At 66.4% G+C, this 16688-nt stretch carries 13 protein-coding genes and 2 riboswitches; of the genes, 10 read left to right on the top strand and 3 right to left on the bottom strand.

Features of this window, described 5'->3' with window-relative positions; genetic code table 11:
- Positions 1-82: 82 nt before the first annotated feature.
- Entirely contained in the window at positions 83-646 is a 564-nt protein-coding gene (gene dcd / locus V6V88_RS23790) for a dCTP deaminase (protein WP_008166733.1), read from the top strand.
- Positions 647-650: 4 nt separating this feature from the next.
- On the opposite strand, the gene V6V88_RS23785 is transcribed toward dcd, so the two are convergent.
- The gene (locus tag V6V88_RS23785; protein ID WP_223573047.1) at positions 651-1514 is read right to left on the bottom strand and encodes a GNAT family N-acetyltransferase; all 864 of its coding nucleotides are present in this window, start codon (positions 1512-1514) and stop codon (positions 651-653) included.
- A gap of 136 nt (positions 1515-1650) precedes the next feature.
- Here V6V88_RS23785 and V6V88_RS23780 point away from each other — a divergent pair, with 136 nt between their 5' ends.
- Positions 1651-2892, top strand: a complete 1242-nt coding sequence (locus tag V6V88_RS23780) for a GGDEF domain-containing protein (protein WP_062839972.1) — start codon at positions 1651-1653, stop codon at positions 2890-2892.
- A gap of 9 nt (positions 2893-2901) precedes the next feature.
- Here V6V88_RS23780 and V6V88_RS23775 read toward each other — a convergent pair whose 3' ends face one another.
- Positions 2902-3420: a GNAT family N-acetyltransferase gene (locus V6V88_RS23775; RefSeq protein WP_062839973.1), complete on the bottom strand. Its 519-nt coding sequence runs from the start codon at positions 3418-3420 to the stop codon at positions 2902-2904.
- A gap of 106 nt (positions 3421-3526) precedes the next feature.
- Here V6V88_RS23775 and V6V88_RS23770 point away from each other — a divergent pair, with 106 nt between their 5' ends.
- The 8 genes from V6V88_RS23770 to gcvP all read left to right on the top strand — a co-directional run bounded on the left by V6V88_RS23770 (position 3527) and on the right by gcvP (position 14319).
- Positions 3527-3979 (top strand): hypothetical protein, encoded by a 453-nt coding sequence (locus tag V6V88_RS23770; RefSeq protein WP_062839974.1) that lies wholly within the window; start codon positions 3527-3529, stop codon positions 3977-3979.
- 175 nt (positions 3980-4154) lie between these two features.
- Positions 4155-6416, top strand: coding sequence for an arginine/lysine/ornithine decarboxylase (locus V6V88_RS23765; RefSeq protein ID WP_128828992.1), 2262 nt, complete (start codon positions 4155-4157; stop codon positions 6414-6416).
- Between the two features lie 23 nt (positions 6417-6439).
- A complete protein-coding gene (locus V6V88_RS23760; protein WP_223573046.1) occupies positions 6440-7642 on the top strand; it encodes an NAD(P)/FAD-dependent oxidoreductase in 1203 nt (400 codons plus the stop codon).
- Positions 7643-7811: 169 nt separating this feature from the next.
- Positions 7812-8426 (top strand): superoxide dismutase, encoded by a 615-nt coding sequence (locus tag V6V88_RS23755; protein WP_280000987.1) that lies wholly within the window; start codon positions 7812-7814, stop codon positions 8424-8426.
- 30 nt (positions 8427-8456) lie between these two features.
- Positions 8457-9350, top strand: a complete 894-nt coding sequence (locus tag V6V88_RS23750) for a ZIP family metal transporter (RefSeq protein ID WP_062839978.1) — start codon at positions 8457-8459, stop codon at positions 9348-9350.
- A gap of 65 nt (positions 9351-9415) precedes the next feature.
- Positions 9416-9517: riboswitch (glycine riboswitch) on the top strand.
- Between the two features lie 43 nt (positions 9518-9560).
- A riboswitch (glycine riboswitch) is annotated at positions 9561-9683 on the top strand.
- Between the two features lie 84 nt (positions 9684-9767).
- Positions 9768-10868: a glycine cleavage system aminomethyltransferase GcvT gene (gene gcvT, locus V6V88_RS23745; RefSeq protein ID WP_223573044.1), complete on the top strand. Its 1101-nt coding sequence runs from the start codon at positions 9768-9770 to the stop codon at positions 10866-10868.
- A gap of 99 nt (positions 10869-10967) precedes the next feature.
- Positions 10968-11345, top strand: a complete 378-nt coding sequence (gene gcvH / locus V6V88_RS23740) for a glycine cleavage system protein GcvH (RefSeq protein ID WP_223573043.1) — start codon at positions 10968-10970, stop codon at positions 11343-11345.
- A 100-nt stretch (positions 11346-11445) separates the two neighbouring features.
- The gene (gene gcvP / locus V6V88_RS23735) at positions 11446-14319 is read left to right on the top strand and encodes an aminomethyl-transferring glycine dehydrogenase (RefSeq protein WP_280000984.1); all 2874 of its coding nucleotides are present in this window, start codon (positions 11446-11448) and stop codon (positions 14317-14319) included.
- Positions 14320-14725: 406 nt separating this feature from the next.
- Here gcvP and V6V88_RS23730 read toward each other — a convergent pair whose 3' ends face one another.
- Complete coding sequence (locus V6V88_RS23730; protein WP_062839981.1) at positions 14726-16681, bottom strand: DUF945 family protein; 1956 nt, start codon at positions 16679-16681, stop codon at positions 14726-14728.
- Positions 16682-16688: the final 7 nt, after the last annotated feature.

Raw genomic sequence — 16688 nt, 5'->3', positions numbered from 1 at the left:
AGCCTGTCCCGCCTCAAATCAAGGCGGCCGGCGCGGTCGGGATAAAATGACGCCCATTCAAATCCCTAGCACCACACCCACCATGAGCATCAAGAGCGACCGCTGGATCCGCCGCCAGGCCGAAGCCGGCATGATCGAACCCTTCGAACCGGGTCAGGTCCGTACGGCCAATGGCGGGCGCATCGTCAGCTACGGCACCAGCAGCTACGGCTACGACGTGCGCTGCGCCGACGAATTCAAGATCTTCACCAACATCAATTCCACGATCGTCGATCCCAAGAATTTCGACGAAGGCTCGTTTGTGGATTTCAAGGGCGACGTCTGCATCATTCCGCCCAACTCGTTCGCGCTGGCGCGCACGGTGGAATACTTCCGCATTCCGCGCAGCGTCCTGACGGTCTGCCTGGGCAAGAGCACCTACGCGCGCTGCGGCATCATCGTCAACGTGACGCCGCTGGAACCCGAATGGGAAGGCCACGTCACGCTCGAGTTCTCCAACACCACGCCGCTGCCCGCCAAGATCTACGCCGGCGAAGGCTGCGCGCAGATGCTGTTCCTGGAAAGCGACGAGGTCTGCGAGACCTCGTACCGCGATCGTGGCGGCAAGTACCAGGGCCAGCGCGGCGTCACGCTGCCGCGCACCTGATCCCTCAGCCTGCGGCCGGCGGCCGCAGGTATTCGATGTCCCATTCCCCTTCGCCGGTCTGCACGAAGCCGTGCCGGCGATAGAAGCGGTTTGAATCGCTGCCCCGCAACGCGCTCAGGGTCACTGCCTGGCGGTCGCGGTCGGCGTCCCGCAAGATCCGGCGCAGCACCTGGCCGCCCACGCCTCGTCCTTGCGCACAGGGATGCACGTACAGATGATCCAGCCGCAACCCTTCGCCGTCCGGGCGCAGGCAATAAAACCCGATGCGATCGCCGTCTGCCTCGATGTGCCAGGTGCACTCGGGGCGGAAGGTGCCGCGCAGCCGCTCACGGGCCCGGTCCGGATCGAAGCGGCCCAGCCGCTCCAGGCTGTCGCGCATGGCGTCGATCCGCAAGGCCAGCAGCGCCTCGAAATCCGCCTGCGTTGCGGGCGTAAAGCGCAGCGGCGCGGCGCCGGCCTGCGCGTCGCTGGCCAGTTCGTCGTAGCCGCGCCCCAGGAATTGCAGAATGCAGATGCCGTGGCCGTAAGGGTCCGCCAGATGCGCGATGCGGCCCCAGGCGTGCGTGGCGGGCGGATCCTCCAGGCGCGCGCCGGCGGCCACCGCGCGGGCGACCGCGCTGTCCACGTCGTCCACCACCACGTCCAGATGCATGGGCGTCCAATGCCGCGCGTAGTCGCGCGGCTGGCGCACAGTACCGGCCGCCGGTGTGCCGGCGGCTTTCTCGAGCAGGTAGATGGGGGCGTCGGCGCCCAGCAGTTCGGCGCCCGTCGCGCCCAGCCGGCGGTTCAGCGTCAAACCGAAGGCGGCCTGATAAAAGCCGATGGCGTGTTCGAGATCAGGAACATCGATATTGACCAGGATTCTCATGGAGGCCTTGTGATGGTGGAGCGCCGCGTCGTTACGCGGCCTGCGCTAAAGAACCTCCTGCCGCGTCCGTAAAAAGATTACATGTGTTTGCCGATTTGGCGACGTCATTTCTGCAAGCGTTAGCAAGGCCCAATCCGTGCGTTACCCCCACATCCCCTGGTTGCCCCTGTTGTTCTATCCCGCGTTGCCGGTGGCCGCCGCGATCGGACTGCTGTTCTGGCGGGAATGGCCGCCGGCGTTGAGCCTGATCGTGCCGTTCGTGCCGTGGGTGATGGCGCTGATCGGCTCGGCGATCTGCCTGATGTATCAGCGCTCTCAAACGATGGCGCTGATGCTGTGCGTGCTGGCCGTCACGGCGGCATGGCCCACGCTGGTTCGGGACGCGCCGTGGGCGATGGGGCCTGTGCTGGCCTGGTGGTCGCTCGTCTACACCATCAACGCCATGTGGTCCGAACGGTCCAGCATGCTGATCGACGTGGCGCTTCGCGTCAGCCTGATGGCCGCGGGCGCGGCGATCATCGCGCTGGCCGGCAAGGACGGCGTGGAAGAGCTGTTCAGCACCATTGCGCTGCAGGGCACGCTGGCGCGCATGGGCGTGCCGGCCGAGGCGCTGATTGCGCTGCTGGCCACCGGCCTGACATTGACGCTGTTGCTGTTGCGCTATGGACGTCCGCAGCAGGCGGGGCAGTGGCTGGGCTTTGTCTGCATGGCGTGGGCGCTGCCCCGCGGGGCGGCCCAGCCGCTCGAACTGGCCCTCATGTCCGCCGCGGCGCTGACGTCCCTGTGCATCTCGCTGGCGCATGAAGGCTTTCACATGGCGTTTCGCGACGAGCTCACCGGCCTGCCGGGCCGCCGCGCGCTGAACGAACGGCTGCAGCGCATGGGCCGCGTCTACACGCTGGCGATGGCCGACGTCGACCATTTCAAGGCGTTCAACGACACGCACGGCCACGACGTGGGCGACCAGGTGCTGCGCATGGTGGCCTCGCAGCTACGGCGCGTGCCGGGCGGCGGCCAAGCCTATCGTTACGGCGGCGAGGAATTCACGCTGGTGTTTCCCGGCAAGACCGCGGCCGAAGCCATGCCGCATCTGGAAACGGTCCGGCGCGCCATCGAGGCCTACCAGATGCGCCTGCGCGACAAGCCGGCCCGTCCCAAGGCGGACCAGATCGGCCAGCGCCGGCGTGGCGGACGGGGAGGGCGTGGCGTCCGGCCCCTGCGCGTCACGGTCAGCATCGGCGTGGCCGAGCGCAGCGATGCCCTGCGCGCGCCCGACGCCGTCATCAAGGCGGCCGACCAGGCGCTCTACAAGGCCAAGGACGGCGGGCGCAATCAGGTATGCGCGTTCGGCGCGCGGCGCCGGGCTGGCGCGGGCTGACCCGCCGGGTCAGCCGTCCGACAACGGCATCGCCATCAGCGTTTCATCGTAGAGCTGTCCGTTCACGCAAAGCGCTTCGGGTTCGTGGCCATATACCGTGAACCCCAGGCTGGCGTAAAGCGCGGACGCCGCGGTGTTGTTGGCGGTCACGCTCAGCTGCACCTGCCGGACGCCGCGCATGGTTGCCGCGTGGTCGATCGCCGCGCGCATGAGCAGCCGGCCGAGCCCCTGTCCGCGATGGGCGGGCGCCACGTACATGCTCCAGATGTGCGCCTTGTGGCGCAGCTTCAGCTTGCGCTGGCGGCTGACGCCCACGATGCCGGCCAGCGTGTCCGCCAGGAACACGCCATACATGGCGCCGTCGTCGGCCGGCGAAATCCACGCGCGGATGTCCGCCAATGTCAGCGTGTGTTCCTCTTCGTAACTCGATCCGAAGGACTCGGGCGTTTCCACCAGCGCGTTCAAACGCAATTGCCGCAGGGGCGCGGCATCGGTGGCGGTCAGACGTCGGACGGCAGGGGCGTTCATGGCGGAATCAAAGTGTTGGGAATAGGGAACGTTTGGGCAGTATAGGAGGACGGGCTTGCCTATAATGGCCCCATCGCCGCTTGCGGTTTTGAACAAGGAGCCACTGATGTTCGGTTTCCTCAAGACAAAACAGGATGCGACGCGCCATGAGGTGCAGGAAGAGTTCGTGGCACGTGTCGCGGGTGCCGCGCAGGACTTTGTAGAGGCCGCCGGAGCCACCGGCGCCTTGCTGGACTACTCCCCGTCCAGCGTCCATGCGCTGGACGACGCGCTGGAGGCCGCCCATCTGGGCACGCTGCCTCTGACCCCCATGCAAACCGTCGGCGCCGCCGCCTATCTCTACGAAGTCGGCCGCCGTGCGCACGGCGGGCTCTACGAGGTCTGCGACGACGAGGATCCGGTGGTTCTCGTCTGCGGAGAACCGGGCTCGGAAGTCTGCTTTGGCGCCATTGCCAAGGTCGAACGGCGCATCCGCTACGGGGCCGCCGAGGCCATCCCCGCCTACTTTGAAATGTTCATGACAGCCCTGCAAACGGGCGAAGCCCGGACCATCCGATAGGCCGATCCGGCGCTTCTGGGGATTTCCCTTAGGGCTGTAAGAAAAACAGCCCTACAATTCCGCAATTCCCGCCGCCGGCGGGTGCTCGCGCCGTCTGACTTCGGACGGTTTTTTACTCGCAGTACATTCGCGCCGCGATACGCGTCCGATTCGCCATGCCCCCAGGAGCGCCTGCATGAAATTCCGCTTCCCCATTTTCATCATCGACGAGGACTACCGTTCCGAGAACGCGTCCGGTTTGGGTATCCGTGCCTTGTCCGCAGCAATCGAGGCCGAGGGCGTCGAGGTGATCGGGGTGACCAGTTACGGCGACCTGAGCTCGTTCGCGCAGCAGCAGAGCCGCGCCAGCGCCTTCATCCTGTCGATCGACGATGAAGAGTTCGACGTGGACTCGCCCGAGGACGTGGCCAGCGCAATCAAGAACCTGCGCGCCTTCATCGGCGAACTGCGCTTTCGCAACGCGGACATTCCCATCTACCTGTACGGCGAAACCCGCACGTCGGAACACATTCCGAACGACATCCTGCGCGAGCTGCACGGCTTCATCCACATGTTCGAGGACACGCCCGAATTCGTGGCGCGCCACATCATCCGCGAGGCCCGCAGCTACGTCGACAGCCTGCCGCCGCCGTTCTTCCGCGAGCTGGTGAAGTACGCGCAGGACGGTTCCTATTCGTGGCACTGCCCGGGTCACTCGGGCGGGGTGGCGTTCCTGAAGAGCCCCGTGGGCCGGATGTTCCACCAGTTCTTTGGCGAGAACATGCTGCGCGCCGACGTCTGCAACGCCGTGGACGAACTGGGCCAGCTGCTGGACCACACCGGCCCGGTGGCCGAGTCCGAGCTGAACGCCGCGCGCATCTTCCACGCGGACCACTGCTTCTTCGTGACCAACGGCACGTCGACCTCGAACAAGGTCGTGTGGCACGCCAACGTCGCGGCCGGCGACGTGGTGGTGGTGGACCGCAACTGCCACAAGTCGATCCTGCACGCCATCACGATGACGGGCGCAATCCCCGTGTTCCTGCGCCCCACGCGCAACCACCTGGGCATCATCGGCCCGATCCCGCTGGAAGAGTTCCACCCGGACAACATCCGCAAGAAGATCGAAGCCAACCCCTTCGCGCGCGAAGCGGTCAACAAGAACCCGCGCATCCTGACGCTGACGCAGAGCACGTACGACGGCGTCATCTACAACGTCGAAATGATCAAGCAGCAGCTCGGCAGCTACGTCGACACGCTGCACTTTGACGAAGCCTGGCTGCCGCACGCGTCGTTCCACGAGTTCTACCAGGACATGCACGCCATCGGCCAGGATCGCCCGCGCAGCCAGGACGCGATGGTTTTTGCCACGCACTCCACGCACAAGCTGCTGGCCGGCATTTCGCAGGCCTCGCAGATCATCGTGCAGGAGTCCGAGACCCGCAAGCTGGACCGCAACGTCTTCAACGAGGCGTACCTGATGCACACGTCCACCTCGCCCCAGTACGCGATCATCGCGTCCTGCGACGTGGCGGCCGCCATGATGGAGCCGCCGGGCGGCACCGCGCTGGTCGAGGAAAGCATCCGCGAAGCCCTGGACTTCCGCCGCGCCATGCGCAAGGTGGAATCCGAGTTCGGCAAGAACGACTGGTGGTTCAAGGTCTGGGGCCCGAATCGCCTGGTGGCCGAAGGCATCGGCAACCGCGACGAATGGATCCTGGAAGCCAACGACCATTGGCACGGCTTCGGCGAAATGGCCGAAGGCTTCAACATGCTGGACCCGATCAAGGCCACGGTCATCACGCCGGGGCTGGACATGTCGGGCAGCTTCGGTGAAACCGGCATTCCCGCGGCGCTGGTCTCCAAGTACCTGACCGAGCACGGCGTGGTGGTTGAAAAGACCGGCCTGTATTCGTTCTTCATCCTGTTCACCATCGGCATCACCAAGGGCCGCTGGAACACGCTGTTGACCGCCTTGCAGCAGTTCAAGGACGACTACGACCGCAACCAGCCGCTGTGGCGCATCCTGCCGGAGTTCTGCCGCGACCATCGCCGCTACGAGCGCATGGGCCTGCGTGACCTCTGCCAGCAGATCCACGAAGCCTACCGCGAGCGCGACGTCGCCCGCCTGACGACCGAGATGTACCTGAGCGACATGGTGCCCGCGCTCAAGCCGTCGGACGCGTTTGCCCGCATGGCGCACCGCGAGGTCGAGCGCGTCGACATCGACAAGCTCGAAGGCCGCGTCACGGGCGTGCTGCTGACGCCGTATCCCCCGGGCATTCCGCTGCTGATCCCGGGCGAACGCTTCAACCGCACCATCGTGCAGTACCTGCAGTTCGCGCGCGAGTTCAACGAACGCTTCCCCGGTTTCGAAACCTACATCCACGGCCTGGCCGACGAAGTGGGTCCGGACGGCGAAAAGCGTTACTACGTTGATTGCCTGATCGAAGAGTAAGCACGGGCGGGCCGGAAATCTTGATGTTCGATGTTGCAGTGCTTGGCGCGGGCGCCGCGGGCATGATGTGCGCGGCGGTCGCTGGTCAACGCGGCCTGCGCGTGGTGCTGGTCGACCACGCGCAGCGGCTGGCCGAGAAGATCCGCATCTCCGGCGGCGGGCGCTGCAACTTCACGAACATCGGCGCCGGCCCCGCCAATTTCCTGTCGGAAAACCCGCATTTTTGCCGTTCGGCGCTGTCGGCCTACACGCCGCAGGACTTCCTGGCGCTCATCAAGCGCCACCGCATCGCCTGGCACGAGAAACATCGCGGCCAGTTGTTCTGCGATGACTCCAGCGAAAACATCATCGACATGCTGCGCGCCGAGTGCGGCGCGGGCAATGTCCAATGGCGCATGGGCTGCCCGGTGGCCGAGATCGCGCAGGGCGAGGCCGGCTTCGAACTGCGCACCAGCCAGGGTGTCATCCGGGCCGCCAAGCTGGTCGTCGCGACCGGCGGCATGGCGATCCCCCAGTTGGGCGCAACGGATTTCGGGCTGAAGATTGCCCGCCAGTTCGGCCTGAAGGTCGTTGAGCCGCGCCCGGCGCTCGTTCCGCTGACCTTCGACCCCGTGCAATGGCAGCCGCTGTCGGAACTGTCCGGCGTCGCGCTGGAAGTGAACCTGCAAACCGGGCAGGGCAAGGCGCGCGGCGAGTTCCTGGAAGACCTGTTGTTCACGCACCGGGGGCTGTCCGGTCCGGCGATCCTGCAGATCTCCAGCTACTGGAAGCCGGGCGAACCCATCGTGATCGACCTGGCGCCGGGACGCGACCTGGCGCAGGAACTGCTGGCCTCCAAGTCCGGCAACCGCCAGCAGTTGCACACGGTGCTGGGGGGATTGTGGCCGAAGCGGCTGGCCGATCGCTGGTTGCACCTGGCCGAGCAGGGCGGCAAGCTCGGCCTGGCGGCCCTGCGCCTGGCCGACGCGCCCGACAAGACGCTGCGCGCACTGGCGCAGGACATCCATCAGTGGACGCTCGTGCCCAGCGGTACGGCGGGCTACAAGAAGGCCGAAGTCATGCGCGGCGGCGTGGACACGCGCGGCCTCGATCAGAAATCGATGCAGGCCAAGTCGGTTCCCGGTCTGTACTTCATCGGCGAAGCCGTGGACGTCACCGGCTGGCTGGGCGGCTACAACTTCCAATGGGCGTGGGCGTCGGGCGTCGCCTGCGGACAGGCGCTTTGATTTCGCGGCGCGATTAGCGCCAATCTGCGACGCGCATTCCGCTGCTGCGGACGCCCCTGCGGCACGCATCGCCACTCCGGCATTGTGATATCAAATAAAAATACATATCATTTATGTTTTGATCTTTATCAAGCTCGTCCCACCCGGGACGGATCAGCCGGAGACTCGCATGGCCTACACCCTTCCTCCCTTGCCGTACGCCTATGACGCGCTGGAACCCCATATCGACGCGATGACGATGGAGATCCACTACACCAAGCATCACCAGACGTACGTCAACGGCCTGAACGCCGCGCTGGAAGGCGCCGGCATCGACACGGACGAGCCGGTCGAGGCGCTGGTCGCCCGCATCAAGGAATTGCCCGACGCCGTGCGCGGCGCGGTGCGCAACCACGGCGGCGGCCACGCCAACCACAGTCTCTTCTGGTCCGTCATGTCGCCGCAGGGCGGCGGCGAACCGGACGGCGCGCTGGCCGCGGCCATTGACGCCGACCTGGGCGGAATGCCCGCCTTCAAGGAAGCCTTCACCAAGGCGGCCCTGACGCGCTTTGGCAGCGGGTGGGCCTGGCTGAGCGTGACGCCCGCCGGCAAGCTGGTGGTCGAAAGCAGCGCCAACCAGGACAGCCCGCTGATGGACGGCAACACGCCCATCCTGGGGCTGGATGTCTGGGAACACGCTTATTATCTGAAGTACCAGAACCGCCGGCCGGAATACATCGGCGCTTTCTACAACGTGGTGAACTGGGCCGAGGTCTCGCGCCGCTACGCCGCAGCACGGGGCTGAGCGCATCTTCACGAAGGAGCGCAGCCGCCTATGAATACCTTCAGCCGCCATCGCGTGCGGCCGGCAGCCACCAGCATCAGCGTCTGGACGCTGGCTGTGATGGTGTCCTGCCTGGCCCTGTACCAACTCTGGGTTTACCTGGACGTGCGGGCGCCGCACGTGGCGGACGCGCTGCTTGGCGGGCTTGTCGCGGCCGGCGCCACCGCGCTCGGCACGTTGCCCATTCTCTTTGCCCGCACCATTCCGCAAAAGGCGCAGGACAGCATGTTCGGCTTTGGCGCCGGCGTCATGCTGGCCGCCAGCGCGTTTTCGCTGGTGGCGCCGGGCATCGCCGCGGGCGAGGACCTGGGTTACGGCCCGTGGGGCGCGGGCCTGACCGTGGGCGCCGCGATCCTGCTGGGCGCAGGCGTGCTGCTGCTCATGGACAGGACGCTGCCGCACGAGCATTTCATCAAGGGCAGGGAAGGGATGGAGGCGCACCGTCTGCGCCGCACCTGGCTGTTCGTGTTCGCGATCATGCTGCACAACCTGCCCGAGGGGCTGGCGATCGGCGTGGGCTATGCCGCGGGCGACCCGGTGCGCGGCACGGCGCTGGCCACCGGCATCGCCATCCAGGACATCCCCGAAGGACTGGTGGTGGCGGTCGCCTTGCTGGCCGCCGGCTACAAGCGGACCTTCGCCGTGGCGCTGGGCATGCTGTCCGGGCTGATCGAGCCCGTGGGCGCGGTGCTGGGCGCCGCGGTCGTCGGGTGGTCGGCGCCGCTGCTGCCGTGGGGGCTGGGCTTTGCCGCGGGGGCCATGCTGTTCGTCATCAGCCACGAGATCATCCCGGAATCGCACCGCAAGGGGCACGAGGTCTACGCCACCTGCGGGTTGATGCTGGGTTTCGTCCTGATGATGCTGCTGGACACGGCCCTGGGCTAGCGCCGCCCAGCGCGCGACAGGCCTAGGCTTACCCCGGGCTTTCGTTGTATGCTTTCGGCGCTGTCACGCATGCTGCGGGAGAGAGTGGCCGAAGGCATCAAGCCCGGCCGCCGCCGAAGGCGCAATTCGCCCAGAATCGCTCAGGTAACCGATACCGCGCAGGCTTGCCCCGTCCCGCATTTGTTGCCTCAAGGCCATGCGGATGCGGCAAAACAGTACTCTGGAGAGACCTGGCGCCGCCCCTGAAACAGGGACATGGCGAGCAGCCCAGGCGCCGAAGGTGCAAACCCGCCACGCGGGGCAACTCTCAGGCAAAAGGACAGAGGGGCGGAAGATTCAGCCGTTGCGCGGGCGCCATCCGCCCGCAATCAGCGGCATTCCGTAACCCTGGCATCACGCCGTCCCGGAGTTCCCCGCATGTCCGCACCCCTCAAACGCACCCCGCTGGCCGAAGAACACATCGCCGCCGGCGCCCGCATGGTCGATTTCGGCGGCTGGGACATGCCGCTTGCCTACGGCTCGCAGCTCGAAGAGCATCACGCGGTGCGCCAGGACGCCGGCATGTTCGACGTCTCGCACATGCTCAACGTCGACGTGAAGGGTCCCGACGCGTTCGCCTTCCTGCAGCGTCTGGTCGCCAACGACGTGTCCAAGCTGACGGTGCCGGGCAAGGCGCTCTACAGCTGCATGCTGAACCCGCAGGGCGGCGTCATCGACGACCTCATCATCTATTTCTTCGCCGCCGACGAATGGCGCGTGGTGGTCAACGCCGGCACGGCCGACAAGGACGTGGCCTGGATGCAGCGCGTCAAGCAGGCCGGCGCGTTCGACGTCGCCATCACGCCGCGCCGCGATCTGGCCATGGTGGCCGTGCAGGGCCCCAACGCCCGCGCCAAGGTCTGGGCGGCCCGCCCGGCCTGGCAAGCCGCCACCGAACCGCTGACTCCCTTCGTCGCCGCCCGCCTGGGCGACGACACGCTGGTCGCCCGCACGGGCTACACCGGCGAGGATGGTTTCGAAATCGTCCTGCCCGCCGCCGACGTGGTCCAGCTCTGGCGCGACCTGACCGCCCAGGGCGTGCGTCCGGCAGGCCTGGGCGCGCGCGACACGCTGCGCCTGGAAGCCGGCATGAACCTGTACGGCCAGGACATGGACGAACTCACCCAGCCCGGCCAGGCCGGCCTGACCTGGACCGTGTCCTTCAAGAACGCCGAGCGCCGCTTCATCGGCCGCGATGCGCTCGAGCAATTCGCCACGCCCGCCACGTTCATCGGCTTGAAGCTCAAGGACCGCGGCGTCATGCGCGCGCACATGGCCGTGCGCACCGCGCAAGGCATGGGCGAACTCACCAGCGGCACCATGTCGCCCACGCTGGGCGTGTCGATCGGCTTTGCCCGCCTGCCGCAAGGCGTGGCGCCGGGCGATACGGTCGAGGTCGATATCCGCGGCAAGTGGGTGCCCGCCGTGGCGTGCAAGCTGCCCTTCGTGCGTAACGGCAAAGCCGTCGAACACTCGTAAACTCGAAGCTTCGCGCGTGCGCCGCCCCGGACTGGGCGACGGCCGCCCGCGCGAGGCGCGCAACACCATTCATCTACCCGTATTCCCTCAGGAGTTCCCATGAGTCTGCCCACCGATCGCAAGTACACCGAGTCCCATGAATGGGTCAAAGCCGAGGGCGACGTGTTCGTCGTCGGCATCACCGACACCGCCCAGGATCAGCTGGGCGATCTGGTCTTCGTCGGCGACGTGAACGTCGGCGCGAAGCTGAACGCGGGCGAAACCGCCGGCGTGGTCGAGTCGGTCAAGGCCGCCTCGGACATCTACGCGCCCGTGTCCGGCGAAATCGTTGCCTTCAACGAAGAACTGGAAGGCAACCCCAACCTGATCAACGAATCGGCCTTCACCGCCTGGATCTTCAAGATCAAGCCGGACAACGCGGCCGACGCCGACAAGCTGCTGGACGCCGCCGGCTACGAAGCCGTCGCCAACGGCTGATGCCGCCCGCGAGGGAGGCGGGCCGTCTTGGCGCCGCCGCCCTCGCCAGACGCAATACCGTCCGTCCCCAGGACGACACCCGCTACCCCGAGATCTCCCCATGTCGCGCGCCCTAGACACCCATACCGACTTCATTCCCCGCCATATCGGCCCCTCCGACGCCGACCAGGCCGCCATGCTTGCCGTGATCGGCAGCGACAGCCTGGACGCCCTGATCGAAGAAGTCGTGCCTCCCAAGATCCGCAGCCAGGCGCCGCTGGCGCTGCCCGCCTCGCGCAGCGAAGCCGACGTGCTGGCCGAACTGAAGCAGGTGGCGGGCCGCAACAAGGTCTACCGCAGCTACATCGGGCAGGGGTACTACGGCACGCAGACGCCCAACGTGGTGTTGCGCAACATTCTTGAAAATCCCGCCTGGTACACGGCTTACACGCCGTACCAGCCCGAGATCTCGCAGGGCCGCCTGGAGGCCCTGCTGAACTACCAGACCATGGTCGCCGACCTGACCGGTCTGGACATCTCCAACGCCTCGCTGCTGGACGAAAGCACGGCCGCCGCCGAAGCGATGACGCTCGCGCGCCGCAGCGCCAAGTCCAAGAGCCCTGTGTTCTTCATCTCGCGCCACGTGCATCCGCAGACCATCGAAGTCGTGCGCACGCGCGCCGAAGGCCTGGACATCGAGATCCGCATCGGCGACGAAGCCGAAGGTCTGCCCGAGTGCTTTGGCGTGCTGCTGCAATACCCGCACAGCACGGGCGCCGTGTCCGACTACCGCAAGCTGGCCGAAGCCGCCCACGCGCAAGGCGCCGTGGTGGCGTGCGCAACGGACCTGCTGGCGCTGGCCGTGCTGGCCGCGCCGGGCGAGTGGGGTGCCGACATCGCCGTCGGTTCGGCGCAGCGCTTCGGCGTGCCGTTCGGCTTTGGCGGTCCGCACGCGGGCTTCATGGCCTGCAAGGACGCCTTCAAGCGCAACATGGCCGGCCGCCTGGTCGGCGTGTCCAAGGACGCGCAGGGCAACCCCGCGCTGCGCCTGGCGCTGCAGACGCGCGAACAGCACATCCGCCGCGAGAAGGCCACCTCCAACATCTGCACGGCGCAAGTGCTGCTGGCCGTGATGGCCGGCATGTATGCCGTGTGGCACGGTCCCGCCGGCATCCGCCGCATCGCCGAGCGCGTGCAGCGCGCCACCGCGATCCTGCGCGCCGAACTCATCAAGCTGGACGTCAAGGTCGTCAACGACACCTTCTTCGACACGCTGCTGCTGGAAACCGGCGCCGCAACGCCTGCCATCCTGACGGCCGCCGACTGCGCCCACATCAACCTGCGCCGCGTCGACGGCGCGCGCCTTGCGGTTTCGCTGGACGAAACCGTGACCGTGGCCGACCTGCAGGCGCTGGTCAACGTCTTCGCCGCCGGCCTGGAGCGCGATGACGTCGAACTCGACATCGACGCGCTCGACGCGGCAGCCCCCAGTGGCATCCCCGCCGCGGTGGCCCGCGAAAGCGCCATCCTGACGCATCCCATCTTCTCCAGCGTCCAGTCCGAAACCGACATGCTGCGCTACCTGCGCAAGCTGGCCGACAAGGACCTGGCCCTGGACCGCACGATGATCCCGCTGGGTTCGTGCACCATGAAGCTGAACGCCACGGCCGAGATGATCCCCATCACCTGGCCCGAATTCGCGCTGATCCACCCGTTCGCGCCCGCCTCGCAAAGCCAGGGCTACGTCGAACTGATCGACCGCCTGTCGGCCGCGCTGTGCGAAATCACCGGCTACGACAACATCAGCCTGCAGCCCAACTCGGGCGCGCAGGGCGAATACGCCGGCCTGCTCGCCATTCGCGGTTACCACCAGGCCAACGGCCAGCACCAGCGCAACATCTGCCTGATCCCGTCGTCGGCGCACGGCACCAACCCCGCCTCGGCGCAGCTGGCCGGCATGGATGTGGTGGTGGTGGCCTCGGACGCCAATGGCAACGTGGACCTCACGGACCTGCGCGCCAAGATCGCGCAGGTCGGCGACAAGCTGGCCGCGCTGATGATCACGTACCCGTCCACGCACGGCGTGTTCGAAGAAGCCGTGACCGAAATCTGCGATCTGGTGCATCAGGCCGGCGGCCAGGTTTACCTGGACGGCGCCAACATGAACGCAATGGTCGGCGTGGCCAAGCCCGGCAAGTTCGGCTCGGACGTGTCCCACCTGAACCTGCACAAGACGTTCTGCATTCCGCACGGCGGCGGCGGCCCCGGCGTGGGCCCCGTGGCGGTGCGCGCGCACCTGGCGCCATATCTGCCGGGCGTCGTGAACGAACAGGGCAAGCTGCCCGGCGACGCCAAGGTCGGCCCGGTCTCGGCCGCCCCGTTCGGCTCGGCCGGCATCCTGCCGATTCCGTTTGTGTACATCGCGCTGATGGGCGCGGACGGCCTGCGCCGCGCCACCGAAGTCGCCATCCTGAACGCCAACTACATTGCCACCCGTCTGCGTGACCACTACCCGGTCCTGTACGCGGGCCGCAACGGCCGCGTGGCGCACGAGTGCATCCTGGACGTGCGCCCGCTCAAGGAAACCAGCGGCATCAGCGCCGAAGACATCGCCAAGCGGCTGATGGATTACGGCTTCCATGCGCCCACGATGAGCTTCCCGGTGGCCGGCACGCTGATGGTCGAGCCGACCGAATCCGAAGGCGTGGCCGAACTGGACCGTTTCATCGACGCGATGATCGCCATCCGCGAAGAGATCGCGCAGGTCGAACGCGGCGAACGCGACCGTGACGACAACGTCCTGAAGAACGCGCCGCACACCGCCCAGATGCTGCTGGCCGAGGAATGGCTGCACGACTACCCGCGCCAGCAGGCCGCCTACCCGGTGGCGACGCTGCGCGACGGCAAGTACTGGCCGCCGGTCGCCCGCGTCGACAACGCCTACGGCGATCGCAATTTGGTCTGCGCGTGCCTGCCGATCGAGGCGTACGCATAGTCCTTGGCATTTGGAGGTGTCTGACACCCTGGGGAGATGCGCTTTCCGCTTGCAGCAGCGTCTCAACGGGTGTCAGACACCTTGGCATTTCAGTTGGAGGTGTCTGACACCCTGGGGAGATGCGCTTCAGCTTGCAGCAGCGTCTCAACGGGTGTCAGACACCTTGGCATTTCAGTTGGAGGTGTCTGACACCCTGAGGAGATGCGCTTTCCGCTTGCCGCAGCGTCTCATCGGGTGTCAGACACCTTGGCATTTCAGTTGGAGGTGTCTGACACCCTGCGGAGATGCGCTTCAGCCTGTCGCAGCGTCTCATCGGGTGTCAGACACCTTGGCAGCGGCATGAAAAAGCCCCCGTCCTTCACAGGCGGGGGCTTTTGTCTGGGGCCGGCGTCAGGCCGGCCGCGCATTACTTCGCGGGCGCTTTCGCCGCGGCGCCGAAGTCTTCGGCGATGCTGATGAAGGTGTTGAGCAGGATCTGCAGGTTGTCCTTGCCCAGCCCGCCTTCGGCGTTCATGTCCATCTGCAGCACAGCCTGGTTCTTGTCATCCAGGTAGGCGCGGCTCCAGCGGTATTCCTGGTTCCAGGCGTTGATCGCCTTGAGCGACATCGGCTTCTTGGTGGCATACGTGGCGGTCGCCACGAGGTCCAGGCACTTTTCCGTGAAGTCGTTGCACAGGAACTCCAGGCGCAGATCCGTGGCGCCGGTGGTGCCCGGGTTCAGGACCAGCACGGGGCCGTCGGTGCCATCGGTGCGGGTGACGGTGTAGCCCATGTCGTCCAGCATGTTGGCGACGTCTTCCAGGTTGAAGTCCTGCATGACGCCCGCCACCGGTGCGGCGGCGGTGGATTCCTCGTCGGAATCCATGCCGATGCCCGACAGCTCATCGTCATCGTCCATGCCGTTCATGCCGGTGGCGCCCAGCAGGCCGCTGAACAGTTCATCGGCGGGGATCTTCTGGCCGTTCAGGTCGCCCATGCCATCGGCGAACGTGAACTTGCCGACGATGTTGTCGCCGTCGTTCTTGCCGACGTTCATCATTTCGGCCATGCCGGCCATCTGGCGGATGCTCTCGTCGGCGTCGGCCGCGGCCTTCTCGGCGGTCAGGCCTTCCTTCTTCATGGCGTACTGCACCATCAGGTCCTGCACCATCGGCTTGGAGATCACCAGCGAGGCGTCGATCTTCTTGATCGCCTGCACCGCGATTTCCTGCGGGGTCAGGTCCTTGGCGTTGGCCGGGTTGGCCATTTCAAGCGTGAACGTCAGCTTGCTTTCGCCCTTGGCCGTTTTCCAGCTCAGCGGATCGATGCTGAACGACGGATTGCCGGCCAGCAGCTTGCCGGCGTTGTCCAGCAGGACGTCGAACTGTTCGTCCTTCAGGCCTTCGTCGCTGGCGCCCAGCATGTACTGGCGCATGAGCTGGTTGTAGGTGTCCGACAGTTGCTTGACGGCCTGGCCGTCCAGGCGGGCAAGCTTCACCACGGCCTGGCCGTTGCCCAGCACGACGTCGTTCACGGTGAGGTCGCCTGTCTGATAGGCGGCCTGCACGTTGATCGCCTTGTCGTCCTCGGACAGCTTCACGCCATAGCTGAAGTTGTCCAGCGCCACCTTCATGTCGTCGGTGGGGCGCAGGACGTCCACGCGCTTGATCTTCAGGTCCGAATTGCCCATGGAAATGCCGAACTTGCCCATGCGGCTGTCGACGTCCATGGTCAGGCCCGCCACGGTCATCTTCACCGGGTCGCTGCTCTTGGTGCCGTCGACGGCCAGCTTGTCCATCACGCCGTGCGCGGTGACCGCCTGGGTGGCGCGGTCGAAGGTGCCTTCGATGCGCATGCCGCTGAAGTCGAGCGCGTTGCCGTCGTGCGTGACGGTAACGGGGGCGACCGCGGCGGTCGTCACCGCATTGCCGCTATAGCTGACGATCGCGTCGCTCATCAGCGGGGACACGTCCTTGGTCAGCTCGAAGACGGGCTTGATGTTGTCCGTCTTGGCGATCTCGGCGTGGATGAACGCCAGCTTGGGCGCAATGGCGCCGCGCGCCAGGGCGCTTTTGGGGAAGGGGCCGTGCTCGACGTTCGCGTCGAACTCGATCATGCCGCCGGGCAGGTCGTCCAGGCCCTTGTCGTTCTTGATGAACGACACGCCATAGCGCGCTTGCGTGGAGAACAGGCCGCGCTCGTACTTGAGCTGGTCGATGCGCAGACCGAACAGGGGCGTGACCTTGGCCAGCTTCTCGTTGGCCTGCGCCAGGTAACGCTGCGCGTCTTCTTCGATGCGCTTGCCGGTGTACCACGTGGCGCCGACCCAGCTTCCCGCTCCCACTATGACCACGCCCAGGGTGATCGCTACGCTCTTTTTCATCGCTCTG

Origin of the sequence: Achromobacter sp. E1 (assembly GCF_037039475.1) — a bacterium.
Classification (GTDB): domain Bacteria; phylum Pseudomonadota; class Gammaproteobacteria; order Burkholderiales; family Burkholderiaceae_B; genus Achromobacter; species Achromobacter mucicolens.
The sequence above is the reverse complement of the archived record's forward strand: the minus strand, read 5'-3'. Positions and strand labels throughout refer to the sequence as shown.

Excerpts from the sequence above, each read along its gene's own strand:
- dcd (WP_008166733.1), top strand. The coding sequence starts at position 83 with ATGAGCATCAAGAGCGACCGCTGGATCCGCCGCCAGGCCGAAGCCGGC.
- V6V88_RS23785 (WP_223573047.1), bottom strand. The coding sequence starts at position 1,514 with ATGAGAATCCTGGTCAATATCGATGTTCCTGATCTCGAACACGCCATC.
- V6V88_RS23775 (WP_062839973.1), bottom strand. The coding sequence starts at position 3,420 with ATGAACGCCCCTGCCGTCCGACGTCTGACCGCCACCGATGCCGCGCCC.
- V6V88_RS23770 (WP_062839974.1), top strand. The coding sequence starts at position 3,527 with ATGTTCGGTTTCCTCAAGACAAAACAGGATGCGACGCGCCATGAGGTG.
- V6V88_RS23765 (WP_128828992.1), top strand. The coding sequence starts at position 4,155 with ATGAAATTCCGCTTCCCCATTTTCATCATCGACGAGGACTACCGTTCC.
- V6V88_RS23760 (WP_223573046.1), top strand. The coding sequence starts at position 6,440 with ATGTTCGATGTTGCAGTGCTTGGCGCGGGCGCCGCGGGCATGATGTGC.
- V6V88_RS23755 (WP_280000987.1), top strand. The coding sequence starts at position 7,812 with ATGGCCTACACCCTTCCTCCCTTGCCGTACGCCTATGACGCGCTGGAA.
- V6V88_RS23750 (WP_062839978.1), top strand. The coding sequence starts at position 8,457 with ATGAATACCTTCAGCCGCCATCGCGTGCGGCCGGCAGCCACCAGCATC.
- gcvT (WP_223573044.1), top strand. The coding sequence starts at position 9,768 with ATGTCCGCACCCCTCAAACGCACCCCGCTGGCCGAAGAACACATCGCC.
- gcvH (WP_223573043.1), top strand. The coding sequence starts at position 10,968 with ATGAGTCTGCCCACCGATCGCAAGTACACCGAGTCCCATGAATGGGTC.
- gcvP (WP_280000984.1), top strand. The coding sequence starts at position 11,446 with ATGTCGCGCGCCCTAGACACCCATACCGACTTCATTCCCCGCCATATC.
- V6V88_RS23730 (WP_062839981.1), bottom strand. The coding sequence starts at position 16,681 with ATGAAAAAGAGCGTAGCGATCACCCTGGGCGTGGTCATAGTGGGAGCG.